Here is a 12,764-nt window from a genome sequence, read left to right on the forward strand (position 1 = left end):
CAGGCCGACGAGTCATCCCTGCGGCGGTCGAGAGGATGGGGTGACCGCATGCCACTCGTCTTCGAGGATGCTGAACATTTCGGAGTCTCGCCAACCATCCCGGATCAGAGCGGTGTGACGATGACGTCCTTCCCATGTCATGCCGAGCTTGCTGAGCACCCGCGCCGACCCAAGGTTCCGCGGGTCACAGGTGGCATAGATGCGGTGGAGCTCAAGATCCTCGAACCCTCGCGCCAGTAGTTCCCTGCCGATCGCCGTTCCGACGCCCTGTCCCCAAACCCGCGGATGCACCGCATAAGTGATCTCGCCTTGACGCTTCCCTCGGCTCCGGACGTGGAGCTCACCCATGCCGACTACGTCGCCATCTACACGCGCTACAGAAGCGAACCGCTGCTGAGGTGTGTGCGACCAGGCCTCGACCGCGGTCATCACGAAGGCGCGCGTCTGCTCTTCGGTGTTCGGTCCCCAGGTCTGGAAGCGACAGACCTCAACGAGGGAAGCCCAGGCATGGACAGCTCGCCAGTCTGCGAGCTCGATTCTGCTCAAGGTCACCGAATGTCGAGCCATAAGCTGATCTTGCCAGATGCAGTCGCGCCTAAATACCGGTTCAAAAACAGGCACTTATGCGCCGGGGGTGATGCCCGGGTTTCTCAGCCCCTTCATGAGCTCGGTAATGACCTCGCGGTCTCGCTCCTCGTTGCTGTATGGGCCTGGTGCGGCGGTCTCCTGACGGGGCGCGAAGCGTGGCAGCTTGCGAAGCTTGGCGAACCGGTCGAGCATCTTCTGGACGGTGGCGAGGTCCTCAGCGGACCCGTCGCCGGCGGTGTCTTCGTAGCCTTGGTCGAACAGGAACTGCAGCAGCGTTTCCAGCGGTTGAGCGTCGAAGAGGGACTCATCCTCGCCGACGACCAGGTGAAGCGCTTCGAGCGCGCACTCGATGAGGGCCTCCAGCGGGGGGCCGCTCAGCGAGTCGCCGGGAATCGTCTCCAGGTTTTCGTAGAGGCCGATGGCCCCGTACCAGTCGCCGTGCTCCACCTGCTCCACCTGCTCCGCCAGCTCCAGCCGGATTGCGTCCGCCACCTCACCGGCGATGCGCGCCGCGTCCTCCTCAGCGATGAGCCGGCTGCCTTCGATGGCGTGCACCAGACTGACGAGGTGCTCGACGTGCTCGACGTGCCATTGGTCCGGGCCCGTCTCCTCGACGACATGCGCCGCCAGTGGGGCGGAGTCCAGCAGCTCAGCGGCCTGAAGGATCCACTGGAGGTTGGACGCCTCGCTCTCGTCCGCGACTTCAGGGGACCACTCGACGAATTCCGCCGTCTCCAGCACCGCGGACTCGGTCCGTGCGGCTTCCGCCTTGAGCTGCGCGAGGATGCCCGCCCCATCCGCCATTGCGGCCGCGTCGATCAGGCGGTGAATCTGCACCGGGTCGACCAGCGCACCCAGGAGCGCGGCCATCGGGGCCCGCCCGGCGTCGAGGTGGAAGCGGAGGTAGTCCGCGATCGACGGATTGTGGAAGGACACCCCGTCCTGCTCGACGGCGACCATCGTGCCGTCCAGCACCTGCAGTGCCCTGCGGAAGGTCCGGACGTCTGACTCCAGCCCGCGTTCCTTGCGGTACCAGGACCAGGATTCGTTGAGCGTGTCCAATGTGGCCGTGCGCAGGGTGAAGAGGACTTCGAGCAGATGTACCGCTTCGTCGGTCAGATCGTTCTCCACGATCCGTTCCCAGATGCGCCGCGGATCGTCGAGGTTCTTCCGTACGGCGGCGGCGACGTCCTGCTCCCGCCGGGCGGCGAGCCGGAGTGTCTCCTCGATCAGCCGGGGGCTGAAGTTGCGGTGCTCGACGATCGGCTGCCACACCGCCGGGTCGGCGAACGGCCGCTTCTGCTCGGCGGGCAGCTGCGCGTGGTGGACGTGGTTGTAGAGGATCTGGCCCCTGACACCGAGGCTCAGGTCGGTGAGATGGACGACGCTGGTCGCCTGTGACACGTCCGGCGCGCCGAGCCTGTCGTGCTTCAGCAGGGCATGCTCCAGGATGTAGTCACGGGTCGTCATCACCAGTGCCTTGTCCGGAGCCTCCTGGATTTCCCGGATGATGTCGATGAGGCGGGCGTCCTCGTTCTTGTTGAGCTGGGACTCCAGCGTCGTCTGGCCCAGGAAGTCGTCGTAGAGGAACAGCTGGGGCGTGTCCTCGCGCCACAGCGCCATGATCTCCTCGGCGTCCTGAGAGATCTCATGCACCTCGTACCCGTTGCCCATAAGCCACGCAGCGAGCATCAGGGCCACCGTCGTCTTGCCCACCCCCGGAATCCCGGCGATGACGCAGACGTGCTGCTCGTCCAGGATGACCTTCGCCCGGTCGAAGCCCTCGTGCGGTACGAAGGTGTCCGCCGTACGCGGAATGCGCTTGCGCAGCCAGGAAGAGCGCACGTACTTCTCCTGGTTCAGCACCGTCTGCAGTACGGCGGTGCCGCTCAGCCAGAGACGGAAGTGGCGTCGGACCAGCTTGGGTCTGCTCTGCAGTTCGGCGACGATCTCGTCCACTCCGTAGAGGTCACCGGTGGTGTGTACGTACGGAGCGAACGCGTCGCGGATCGTATCCTTGCCGTCCACAGTCAGGCCCACGCTCGTGGCGATGAGGTACCGATCCGGCTTCAGTGCGAGGACTTTGGGCAGCTCGTCCTTGATCAGACGCTTCGTCAGCGTCGCCTGCGCGGCCTTGGGCCAGTGCTTGCACTGGACGACCGTCATGGTCCCGTCCGCCACCGTGTGGCGCAGGTCGATCCCCCGGTCTCGGCCACGTGGGAAGAGCTCCAGCGGCACGCCGAGAATCTCACCGAAAAGGTCCCGGCAGACGACCTCGAAGTCATGATCCGTCAGGCGTCCCAAGTCGAAAGAATCCATGCCGCCTTCGCACAGTCGTAGTGGTGCCGTCAGGGCTCCATTCTTCACCGGCCGAACCCGCGGAGGATTGTGCGGTCAGGCGTGGACGAAGAAGGCCGGCTCATAGACGTCTGCCGTGCCGACGTCCTCGTACACCACAGTGGGGCGCAGCCGGTTCCATCGGTGGCCGAGGAGCAGGGCGAGTCCCATAGGGCAGGCGAGGAAGAGATGGATTCGTGGGTGGGTACGGGCGGGGCGGCGCAGGGCGTCGCGGATGCCGACGGCGAGGGCGTTGGCGGCGTGGCTGTCGAGGACGGAGCGGTCCTTGGGCCCGGCAGGTGGTGTGAGGATGAGGAGTCGGGATGCGGGGATGATCTGTTCTCGGAGGAGTGCTCGATGCACAGCAGTAGGAGGTTCTCCCCGCTGCGGTTCGCCCCGTCCGACATGCCGGGGTTCCACCGGGGACCGCCCTCCCTGCGTGCGTGGATGTTCGCGACACGGCTATTGAGGGTCCGATCGCCGGTCTCGTTGTCCAGGCTGAACAGCGGACGCCGACGATCCGGCTTGCCGCAGCGGAAGGCGGTTCCGTACAGCTGTTTCACCGTAGCGTCTTTCGGCGGTGGGTGCTCCACCGGGCGGCGACTGAGGTTCGCACCTGTCACCGGGGCATTGCGCCCTAAACGGCCACGACCGGCGGCAAGTTCCGCACACCTTGGACCTCGTCCCGTTCGTCGCCGAGGCCTCCGACGAGCGGCACCACGAAGAGCCGTCGCTGTCTGCCGGCGCACGACTCGGGCGCTCTCCCCTGACGGGATCTCGACGCGGGCGTGACGCAGACCCACTCCCTCATTCTCGTCAATGTGACGATTAATGCGGTACTCTGTCCACACAAGCCGTTGGGCCTTCACCCACCAGGCGAGTCGTCGGCACAGGAGGCAAACGTGGCAAGCGAAGACGCAACCAGGCCGGTCGCGATTCCGGCAGGGAGCCTTATCGAGCTGGCGATGGCCATGGCCCTGAACGTGCACTCAAGCCCGGGCGTGTACGCGCTGCTGCTGGGAGCCGGCGTGTCGATCGCCTAGGGAGTGAAGACCGGCTGGGGAATCGTGCAGGACGTCGTCGGAAAGGTCGCCGCCGTCCGAGACCCCGGCGACCCCGACGCCAGGGCAGAAGCCGTGGCCGACCCCGAGAAGTGGTGGGAGGCCAACACCAGCGAGCCCCTGGGCTACTCGGCCCTGCTGGCTGCTGCGGCGCCGCTGCCCGCTTCCCGGCAGGCGATGCTCGCGGAGTACTTTGAACCGGAGGAGGGCGAGGAGGACAGCAAGGGGCCGACCGCCGCGCACCGGGCCATCGCCCAGCTGGTCAAACGCGGCAGCATCCGCGTCATCCTCACCACCAACTTCGACCGGCTGACCGAACGTGCGCTGCAGGAGGTCGGTATCTCGCCTCAGGTCGTGAGCCGCACCGATCAGATCAAGGGGCTCAAGCCGCTCGCACACAGCCAGGTCACCGTGATCAAGCTCCACGGCGACTACGCCGACCTGGAGCAGCGCAACACCGTCGACGAGCTCGAGTCCTACCCCGAGGAGCTCCAGGGGCTCCTGGAGAGGGTGCTGGACGAGTACGGGCTGATCGTGTGCGGGTGGTCCGCGGACTGGGACAAGGCGCTCGTCCAGGCTGTCGAGGGGACGCGCTCGCGCCGGTATCCGCTCTTCTGGGCGCAGTACGGGCGGTTCAGCGATGCCGCGCGGGCCCTTGCCGCCCAGCACGACGCGGTGGTGATCGACGGCAAGAACGCGGACGAGCTGTTCACCGACCTGGTCAGCCGTGTCGAGGCTCTCGACCGTCTGACGACCGCCCCCATCGCCCGGGACGTCGCGGTCGTACAGCTCAAGCGGGCCTTGCCCGACCCTCTGCGGCGCATCGAGCTGTTCGACCTCGTCGACCAGGCCGTCAGCCAGATCGTCGGCCGCAGCACGCCCGAGTACAAGCCGGTGCTCGCCCCGTCCGCCACATGGGCTGACGCTTTCGGCTCCAATGTCCGCGGCTACCAGGCCGACAGCGACACTCTGCTGCACCTGCTGGCCAACGGCGTCTTCCACGACGACGGCACCAAGGACCACGTATGGTGTCGTGCCGTCGAACGCCTCGTCCGCCTGCGCGACACCACACCTGGCACGTACAACGAGCTTTTGGAGAGGCTACGTCACCTTCCGGCGCTGCTGGCCACCTGGACGATCGGTGTCGCCGCCGTCCTCAGCCACCGCGAGGAACTCCTCGCCAGCGCCCTGTCCCGACCTGAGTGGGCCGTCCCCCACTCCGGACACACTCGCCAAGGGCCGGCCTGGTACCTCAACCCCGTCAAGATCCTCAACACCGAGGGTCTCCATGACATGCACCGCGCCGACAACAACGGCAAGCTCATCTACCCGCAGAGCAACTGGATCCGTAAGACGCTGCGTGAGCCGTTCCGTCTGGTCGAGCCCGGCGACTCCGCGTACCACGAAGCCTTCGCCCGGTTCGAGTTCCTGGCCTCCATGATCGCCATGGACACCGACAGCGAGTTCCTGGCCTACCCCTGGCCCGGAGAGTTCTTCCTCGACTCCACCTGGGGCTACAACGGTGAAGGGCTCGCGGCCACCATCAGTTCAGAGCTCACCGACACCTGGCCGCTCCTGGCCGCCGGCGCGTTCGGAGGCGAGCTCACCCGCGCCCAGCAGGCCCTCACCAAGCTCACTGAATGGAGAGGGAGGAACGGCAAAAACTGGTGAGCCACCGCGGCAGGCGTGTGGGCGTCGTCCCTGGTACCTGGCGCCCTGCCTGCGGACCCTACGGGGCTGTCGGTCCCAACTGCCAGTGGTCCAGGCCCAGCGACGGGCGGAGCTTGCTCAAAGCTAGGCGCCGCACGGCTACGGCTGATCGCACGACGACCAGCCCCAGGGAAGGTCGTTCGAGGCTTGGCCGGCGCCCTCCCTGCTGTCGGTGAGCACCAGCTCGAAGGACCCGCAGACCGGGAAGCCCATGGAGGCCGGCGCACTGCACCTTCCCGCCGGAAGCATCCTGGCCTTCCGAACCGACGCCATCTACATCTCGGCGCCGGTCGACTGGGTGAGTACGGCGGGGAGCCGGCGACTACCTGCTCAAGGGCCGGATGCCCTGGGCGCAGACCACCCCGCGCACCGACGAGGAGTTCTGAGCGGGCGTGAGGGTCGGGCAATGCCCGTCGGAGCTCCTTGGGACGGATCCCGACCGGCCTGCGCGGCGGTTCAGTTCCGGAGAGAGGTGAGCCACCCGGTCAGAAGCGAGTTGACCTCCCCGGCGCGCTCTTGTTGGATCCAGTGCCCGCAGCCGTCCAGGATGTGCGAGGAATCGAGGCCCGGGAGAGTGGCGGGGTAGGCGTCGATCGCGTCAGCCATCCAGGTCGTGGAGGCGTCCAGGGCGCCGCCGATGAACAAGGACGGCTGCTCGATCGGGGCGCCGTTGTGAGGGGCGAGGTCCTCCCAGTCGCGGTCCATGTTGCGGTAGCGGTTGAGGGCTCCGGTCATGCCGGTGCGCTCGAACTCCCCGGCGTAGACGTCGATGTCGCCCTCGGTCAGCCAGGCGGGCAGCCTGCCGCCGGGGAAGCGGTCGCTCAGCCGGCCGCCGGCGCGGGTCACGAAGTGCGGGTCGGGTTCGCCTGGTGCGGGCATGGTGTCGGCGGAGAGGGCCGCGTAGAAGCCGGCGAGCCAGCCCCGTACGTCGGGCTCTATTTCCGCTTCGGCGCGGCCGGGCTCCTGGAAGTACGAGACGTAGAACTCCTGCTCGGGGCCCCCGACCCGGCTGAAGACGTCGGTGGGGCGGGGGCCACCGGGTGGCGCGTAGGGGACGCTCAGCAGGGCGACAGCGCGAAAGATCTCGGGGTGGAGCAGAGCAGAGGTGGCCGCGATGCTGGAGCCCCAGTCGTGGCCGACGACCACCGCTGTGTTCGCACCCAGTGCGCGTACGAGAGCGACGTTGTCCTCCACCAGGTCGAGCATCCGGTATGCGTCCGTCGCAGCGGGCTTGGACGAGCGACCGTAGCCGCGTACGTCGAGCGCCACCGCCCGGTACCCCGCTGCGGCCAGGGCCGGGAGTTGGTGGCGCCAGGAGTACCAGGACTCGGGGAAGCCGTGGACGAGCAGGACCAGCGGGCCGGTGCCCTGCTCGACCAGGTGCAGGCGCCCGGCCGGCGCCTCGATCGTGCGGTGGCGAAGACCGGCGGACGGGGCGGGGTGCATGGGCTTCTCCTCGATTTCCGGGCGACCTCGGTTGCCCACCGATCATGCGGCCCGGCGCACAACCGACGCGACCGCTGTTGCCAATCCGGCAAACGCGCAAGGTCAGGGGGCGCAAGCGGCACGGCAGCGAGAGCGGGCTACGGTGACGAACGACAGCACGGCCGAAATGCTGGTGGCTATGGGGCCCTCGCCGAGCCGGACGCCCGCGTCCGGCTCTCTCCCCGGCTCGCCGTCGGGATCACCACCCTCGAACAGCTCCTGACCCAGGGCCCGTTCGCCGCCGTCATCACCCCCCCCTGCTCGGCGACCCCCACCCCTACGGACGTCCTGCTCACCGCCCAGGCCTCCCCATGACCCCCGCAGTGACCAGAGCGCGCCGTTCGCGTCACCGACCTGACACATTCCGGTCTTCCATCGGCCAAGAATTGGCCGCATCCACCGCATCCCAGGACTTCAACAGCCTTAACTCGACGTACCGTTGGCATGATCTTGCGTAGTCTGGACCTTCGCGCAATGGAAGTGGCCCCCGGTACGCGGCAGGCCCCTGGGGGGACGACAAGCGCAGGTGGCACCGGGTGACCGCACATGCAACGGGAGACATCGTGACGACCCATACGCACATGCGACGCGTGCGCGTCGGTACTACTCCGCTCCGCCAAGGAGGCGCACTTGCGCTCCTCCTCGCCGCCCTCTCCACATTCAGCGCCTGCACGACCAGCGAGCCGGCATCGCAAAAGCCGACGGTGCCCTCCTCAACTTCCCCGGCCCCGCCGACCGCGACGAAGGAGACACCGGAGGAGGCAGCAAAGAAGGAGGCCATCGCGGCCTACCAGGCGTACTGGGCGGAACTGCCCAAGGCGTTCGCGGTGCCGGCGGTCGAAGGCACGGACCTTAAGCGTTATGCCGCTGCCGAGGCTCTCAACGAAGCCGAGGAGACGGTGGCCAACCTGAAGTCGAACGGCCGGCACATGACCGGCAAGCCAGTTCTCAGCAACCCCACCGTGACCGGCACGGAGCTGGAGAAGAAGACTCCCAACGCCTCGGTCTCCGCCTGCCTGGACGTCTCCAAGTGGAAGATCACCGAAAAGAAGACCGGGAAGCCGGCCCCGGTGGCTTCCGGCGCGGTGAGCAAGTACGTCATCACCAGCCTGCTAGAGCGCTGGGACGGTTCATGGAAGGTACTCAAGGACGAACTGCACGCGGACCAGCCGTGCTAGCCCGCCGGTATGTCGCGCTCATCCTGCCCCTCTGGGAGTCGGCGCGAGACTGACCTGGCATTCCGTCCCAGGTTGTCAGCACCAACCCGCCCCGGCCTGACAGCGACAACGAGCAGGGCGCTAGGGCTACATCACTGACATCGCCATGCTCCGCGACGGCACGTTCTACGAGCCCAGGCCGGTCACAGCAGTCGACGGAGGGGTGTCTGCCATGCCGTCCTGACCAAGCCGACGGCGTAAGACGTACCAGCGAACGTCCCCAGCCGCCTGCGGCCCGGTGCTCACGAAGCCGCGCACCAACGAACGTACTCAGTCGCGTACGACCTTGGGCACGAAGTGATCTACCGAAGAACGGCCGAAGCGGCCGTATTCAGCGGTTGCCGGTCAAGACGATCCGGTCCGCGAAACCGCCGCGCTCACTCGCCTTGACCTCGCGGATCTTCTCCAGCTGCCCCGCGTCGACCCCCAGGTCCGCGGCGAGCGCGTGCACGACCTCCAGCACGTCCGCGAGTTCCTCCGGCGCCTTGGCGTCGTCGGCCTCCAAGAACTCGGCGACCTCCTCGCCGAGCTTGTCCCGCAGACGGTTGCGGTACTCCTCCGGGCCCGCAACGTAAGTGACTGGCTCAGCCCCGCCCTCACGGATGATCTGCGGAATCCGGTCCCGCACCAACTTGCCGTACTCGCCCTTGCGGTTCACCGGTCGTTCTCCCGCACCCATCAGCGCGAGGCGGGCCCCGATGGCTGCCCCTTCATGCCGAGGCAGCCTAGGCAAACCGCCTCACCACTCGCCATGCGAACCGCCATTCCCACCCGTTCGGGTCCAGGACGGCTCAGAATCAGCGCCGACCGCGCGGAAGCGGGCGCTGAACCCGGCCGGCGGAGGCCGTCCGCTGCAGTGGCGGATACAGGGCAGTGACGCCCAGCGCGGCATCCCGGGCGGCCAAGGCCTCAGCGCGCCCGCTGATCGCCTCGGGTACGTGCTGCCCCCGTTGACGAGGCTACTGACTGCAAACCGTGCTAGACAGAGACACCGGCACCACCCGTGCTGACGCGCGGGCTGCCACACCGAAGGGCCGGCACCACCTACGTGGCACCGGCCCTCGCGTCTTCATCGCGAGGGCGCCCAGAGCGCGCCAGCTGCTGACGCCTTGCCAGCGCACACCGTCCTGGCCTACGGCTCCGCGATGCTGAGCATCAGGTTGCGGCGGGACCTCACAAGGCGCACCCACCAGCTCGGCCCGACTCAGGCTCTGCCCCCCGCCCCTGACAGCCGCCGGAACTACGTCTCCTCCGGCACAAGTACGCCCAGCTCGACTTCCTCGAACACGCGTGACCACCAGGAGTCCTCGGATGGCAATACGACGAACCTGGAACACACCAAGTACACCGAATACTTGAAGACGGCTCACGGCAAGCAGTGGAGCAGTGGAGCAGTGAGACAGGATGACAGGCGTGAACTATTCTGTGACTCCCATGCAGTTGGTGCAGGCGTACGGGCTGGAGAACGTCGTCTACTTTCCGCAGAGCGCGGCCACGGGCTTCGATGGGCGTTCAGCCAACTTCCTGAGCACGGTGGGACTCCCGCATTCGGAGGTTTTCGTCTCCCGGGAGGACGTCACGGACCCCTACCCCTTGGACCTGGACGCGATCAGCCTGGGCTGCCGCTTCGATCACTACGGTATGCCCTGTCCGTCGGAGAGTCGGTCCTGGTGGATGCTCGGCTACCTCTTCACCTCCCTCGTGGCAATGGATCCGAAGTCGGGAAGGGTGTACGCCTTCCCGGAAGGCTCCTCCAGTTACATCAAACTCCACCGCGACGTGGAGTCCCTGGTCTATGCGCTTGTCGAGTTCCGCAAGCTTGAGGTCGACCACGACAACGACGTTGATCCCGAGGAGCTGGCGGAACGCTTCAAGCAGGTGGTAGGCGCCTTCGACCCCACCCCCTTCGCTGACGAGGAATCACAATGGAACCTTTCATTGGAGGAACTCGAACACGGGATGTGGTGACACCAATTCGGGTCACGCCAGGGTGACACCCGAGCGCAGCGAAAGCAGGAACCACCTCTTCGGTCGTGGGTGCCGGGATGGGGACGCCGGTGATCCTGCTTGACACCTTCGAGGACGTCGGCGACCGCACCCACCGCGACCTTGAACGGCTGATCCATCGGGTCGTGTGGCTGATGCCGATCTGCTTCTTCGTCATCACCGGCCGCTCCCGCTTGCAGTGGGCCGAACCCGCCCTCCAGGGCCAGCTCAACTACACCGGTCCCACCGCGTGGCCCGGCCTGGCCACCTCCTCCCGGCCCGGCGGCATCCCCCCATGCCCGCGGCCTCCTCCACGAGCTCGTTCCGGTGTGGGGGTGGCCGGGCGGCGGCCCACGCACCCGACCAGACCACGTCGGCGGAGACAAAGCGTATTCCTCTCGCCGGAACCGCCGGTACCTGCGGCGCCGGCAGATCAAGCACACGATCCCTGAACCCAGGGACCAGCGAGCCAACCGCCAACGGCGGGGCAGCAAGGGCGGCCGGCCCACCGCCTTCGACACAACGGTCTACCGGCGCCGCAACGAGGTCGAGCCCAGACCGCGCGGACGACCCATCGGACAGGACCTAGGCCGGAGGTGGTTCACCTTCGGCCGATGCTTCATCGGCCTCCCTCGCCCCGTTTCGCGCTCTGGACGGGGCGTCGGCTCAGGTCTCGTAGAGGGCGCGGCCAGCAGCTTCCATGTAGGCCAGCCGGGCGTCCTCGACGGCTTCCCCCTCGATGCGGCCCGCATGAAGGTTCCCCACAGCCTTCAAGTAGAGGTGAGCCGTTGCGCTCACAGAATCCGGTCCTTCAAGGCTGACCGCGCTCTCAGTGCTGGCCATCCTGGCTAGCGTGTCCTCGTCGAAGGTCAGATCGGCGGTCTGGGCGGCGTCCAGGAAGTCGAGGTAGACCTGACGTCGCCGTTCGTCGGCCCGGGCGCGGCGTTGCTCGTCCAGGGTGGCCTGCACGGTGGCGATCAGCGCGGCCGCCTGCGCCTGCCCCGCCGCCTCGGCCGCGGCGGCCTGCCGATGGCCGGCCTTCCACGCGAAGAACCCCGTCGTGATGCTGCCCAAGATGGCCGACCCGGCGGCAATCAGGGCGATCCCCCACTCACTCATGGCGGGGCCCCTGCCCGCCTTCTTGACGGGCGTCTCTCAGAGCCGCAGGGGCGATGTTGACCACCATGGCCGAAATGCTCGAGCTGATCCGCAGGTTCCCCACGAGGTAGTGGTTGATGGCGTCGTATGTCAACCGTACTTCGGTGCGCACGGCCTCTGCTTCGCCTCGGGAGAGTGATGCGTCGGTGCCTCCGTGGACGGCTTCGCGGAGGCGATGTGACACGTCCGTGGCCCGTTCCGGCAGCGACGGTCGGCGGGGGCTCTCAGGTGAGGGCGGAGCGATGGGCAGGAGAGCATGCTCCCGCCCGGTGAATCGGTACAGGGCTGTGGTGAGCTCCTTGAGTTCGGCCTCCAGTAGTTCTTCGGAACGCTGGGCTTCCGGCGTCCGTCCGTGCTCAAGATCGGAGATCACACGATCAGCACACGTCAGCCAGGCCCTGGCCGTTGCACGTGCTGTGGCACGGATCTCGAGTTGCACTTCCCCTTGCGCGCGGTTGACAGCTATCTCTGCTGCATCGGCGTCATCGCGGCGCTTAGCGCGTTGGACCAGCAGCGCGGCCAGGGCGCCGATTCCCGCGCCGCTGACTCCGCTGACTGCCGCCACGATCGTTTCCCCCATGGCCATGGCGTGATCGTCCACCGCGCACCCCAGCGGCCACAACGCTGTTGAGGGGATCTGGCCAAGATGCGTATGGCGTGGCGGGTTCCGATCCGGCGGCGGGCAGGGCGATCCCACTCACAAGGACTAACCACCCGACCTGCGTCACCTCCGTACGCACCCGTCGTTACCTGCTCAGCTGCTGGACGACCGGGAGGGCCGATGGCGGAGGAACTCGACTATGAACTGCTCCACCAGATCTACGTCCGTGGCGGGCAGGAAGCGATGGACCGTGCACTGAAGGACTTCGCCGACCACGCCACGAACGACGAGACCGAGGCTGTTGTCGAGCTGGCGTGTCAGGTGATCGAGGGAGCGACAGCGCAGAGTCGTGCCCGGGCTGATCAGGCCGAAGCCCGAATTGCAGAGCTCGAGGCCGAGATCGGCTGGCATCAGGTCGAGACCGACGAGCTCGTGGACGCCTCGATCGAACGGTTCATGGCCGACCAGGAGCCCGCGTAGGGGCCGCTGCGCTAGCCTCAGGGGGCGTACCCGACCGGTGGAGGCCCCGATGGCGCACCTGATCTTCGATGAGGCCGAGCAGCGCGAGCTCCGCGACGCCGCGCGTACGGAGTTCCCCGGGAACCCGGCGCTCGCCTACGT

12 protein-coding genes and 1 pseudogene are annotated in these 12,764 nt (G+C 67.2%); 6 read left to right on the forward strand and 7 right to left on the reverse strand.

Annotated features, from left to right (window positions below):
* Positions 1 to 12 precede the first annotated feature (12 nt).
* The 3 genes from ACFWRO_RS35195 to ACFWRO_RS35205 all read right to left on the reverse strand — a co-directional run bounded on the left by ACFWRO_RS35195 (position 13) and on the right by ACFWRO_RS35205 (position 3,288).
* Entirely contained in the window at positions 13 to 552 is a 540-nt protein-coding gene (locus ACFWRO_RS35195) for a GNAT family N-acetyltransferase (RefSeq protein WP_384518189.1), read from the reverse strand.
* Positions 553 to 621: 69 nt separating this feature from the next.
* Complete coding sequence (locus ACFWRO_RS35200) at positions 622 to 2,892, reverse strand: restriction endonuclease (RefSeq protein ID WP_384518163.1); 2,271 nt, start codon at positions 2,890 to 2,892, stop codon at positions 622 to 624.
* Between the two features lie 90 nt (positions 2,893 to 2,982).
* Positions 2,983 to 3,288: an SAVED domain-containing protein gene (locus ACFWRO_RS35205; RefSeq protein WP_384518166.1), complete on the reverse strand. Its 306-nt coding sequence runs from the start codon at positions 3,286 to 3,288 to the stop codon at positions 2,983 to 2,985.
* A 539-nt stretch (positions 3,289 to 3,827) separates the two neighbouring features.
* Between ACFWRO_RS35205 and ACFWRO_RS35210 the strand changes: the two genes are divergently transcribed.
* Together ACFWRO_RS35210 and ACFWRO_RS35215 are read left to right on the forward strand one after the other, a co-directional pair.
* Complete coding sequence (locus ACFWRO_RS35210; protein WP_384518169.1) at positions 3,828 to 3,968, forward strand: hypothetical protein; 141 nt, start codon at positions 3,828 to 3,830, stop codon at positions 3,966 to 3,968.
* A 24-nt stretch (positions 3,969 to 3,992) separates the two neighbouring features.
* Complete coding sequence (locus ACFWRO_RS35215) at positions 3,993 to 5,657, forward strand: SIR2 family protein (RefSeq protein ID WP_384518172.1); 1,665 nt, start codon at positions 3,993 to 3,995, stop codon at positions 5,655 to 5,657.
* A gap of 495 nt (positions 5,658 to 6,152) precedes the next feature.
* On the opposite strand, the gene ACFWRO_RS35220 is transcribed toward ACFWRO_RS35215, so the two are convergent.
* Positions 6,153 to 7,142: an alpha/beta hydrolase gene (locus ACFWRO_RS35220; protein WP_384518174.1), complete on the reverse strand. Its 990-nt coding sequence runs from the start codon at positions 7,140 to 7,142 to the stop codon at positions 6,153 to 6,155.
* A 575-nt stretch (positions 7,143 to 7,717) separates the two neighbouring features.
* Here ACFWRO_RS35220 and ACFWRO_RS35225 point away from each other — a divergent pair.
* Positions 7,718 to 8,359, forward strand: a complete 642-nt coding sequence (locus ACFWRO_RS35225; protein WP_384518177.1) for a hypothetical protein — start codon at positions 7,718 to 7,720, stop codon at positions 8,357 to 8,359.
* A gap of 370 nt (positions 8,360 to 8,729) precedes the next feature.
* Here ACFWRO_RS35225 and ACFWRO_RS35230 read toward each other — a convergent pair whose 3' ends face one another.
* Positions 8,730 to 9,056 carry a hypothetical protein gene (locus tag ACFWRO_RS35230; protein ID WP_384518179.1) on the reverse strand — a complete coding sequence of 109 codons (327 nt, stop codon included), beginning with the start codon at positions 9,054 to 9,056 and terminating at the stop codon, positions 8,730 to 8,732.
* Positions 9,057 to 9,802: 746 nt separating this feature from the next.
* On the opposite strand from ACFWRO_RS35230, the gene ACFWRO_RS35235 reads away from it, so the two are divergent.
* Both ACFWRO_RS35235 and ACFWRO_RS35240 read left to right on the forward strand, forming a co-directional pair.
* Positions 9,803 to 10,366, forward strand: a complete 564-nt coding sequence (locus tag ACFWRO_RS35235) for an SUKH-4 family immunity protein (RefSeq protein ID WP_384518181.1) — start codon at positions 9,803 to 9,805, stop codon at positions 10,364 to 10,366.
* Positions 10,367 to 10,726: 360 nt separating this feature from the next.
* A pseudogene (locus ACFWRO_RS35240) lies at positions 10,727 to 10,936 on the forward strand (IS5/IS1182 family transposase); the annotation flags it as partial.
* 114 nt (positions 10,937 to 11,050) lie between these two features.
* On the opposite strand, the gene ACFWRO_RS35245 reads toward ACFWRO_RS35240, so the two are convergent.
* Both ACFWRO_RS35245 and ACFWRO_RS35250 read right to left on the reverse strand, forming a co-directional pair.
* Entirely contained in the window at positions 11,051 to 11,503 is a 453-nt protein-coding gene (locus tag ACFWRO_RS35245; RefSeq protein WP_384518191.1) for a hypothetical protein, read from the reverse strand.
* A complete protein-coding gene (locus ACFWRO_RS35250; RefSeq protein ID WP_384518184.1) occupies positions 11,496 to 12,143 on the reverse strand; it encodes a hypothetical protein in 648 nt (215 codons plus the stop codon). The genes ACFWRO_RS35245 and ACFWRO_RS35250 overlap by 8 nt, the downstream gene beginning before the upstream one ends.
* 180 nt (positions 12,144 to 12,323) lie before the next feature.
* On the opposite strand from ACFWRO_RS35250, the gene ACFWRO_RS35255 reads away from it, so the two are divergent.
* Positions 12,324 to 12,623 carry a hypothetical protein gene (locus ACFWRO_RS35255; protein WP_384518186.1) on the forward strand — a complete coding sequence of 100 codons (300 nt, stop codon included), beginning with the start codon at positions 12,324 to 12,326 and terminating at the stop codon, positions 12,621 to 12,623.
* Positions 12,624 to 12,764: the final 141 nt, after the last annotated feature.

Source organism: Streptomyces sp. NPDC058579, assembly GCF_042718575.1.
Classification (GTDB): Bacteria; Actinomycetota; Actinomycetes; order Streptomycetales; family Streptomycetaceae; genus Streptomyces.

Coding starts and splice junctions, on each gene's coding strand:
- ACFWRO_RS35220 (WP_384518174.1), bottom strand. CDS start 7,142: ATGCACCCCGCCCCGTCCGCCGGTCTTCGCCACCGCACGATCGAGGCG.
- ACFWRO_RS35235 (WP_384518181.1), top strand. CDS start 9,803: ATGACAGGCGTGAACTATTCTGTGACTCCCATGCAGTTGGTGCAGGCG.
- ACFWRO_RS35245 (WP_384518191.1), bottom strand. CDS start 11,503: ATGAGTGAGTGGGGGATCGCCCTGATTGCCGCCGGGTCGGCCATCTTG.
- ACFWRO_RS35255 (WP_384518186.1), top strand. CDS start 12,324: ATGGCGGAGGAACTCGACTATGAACTGCTCCACCAGATCTACGTCCGT.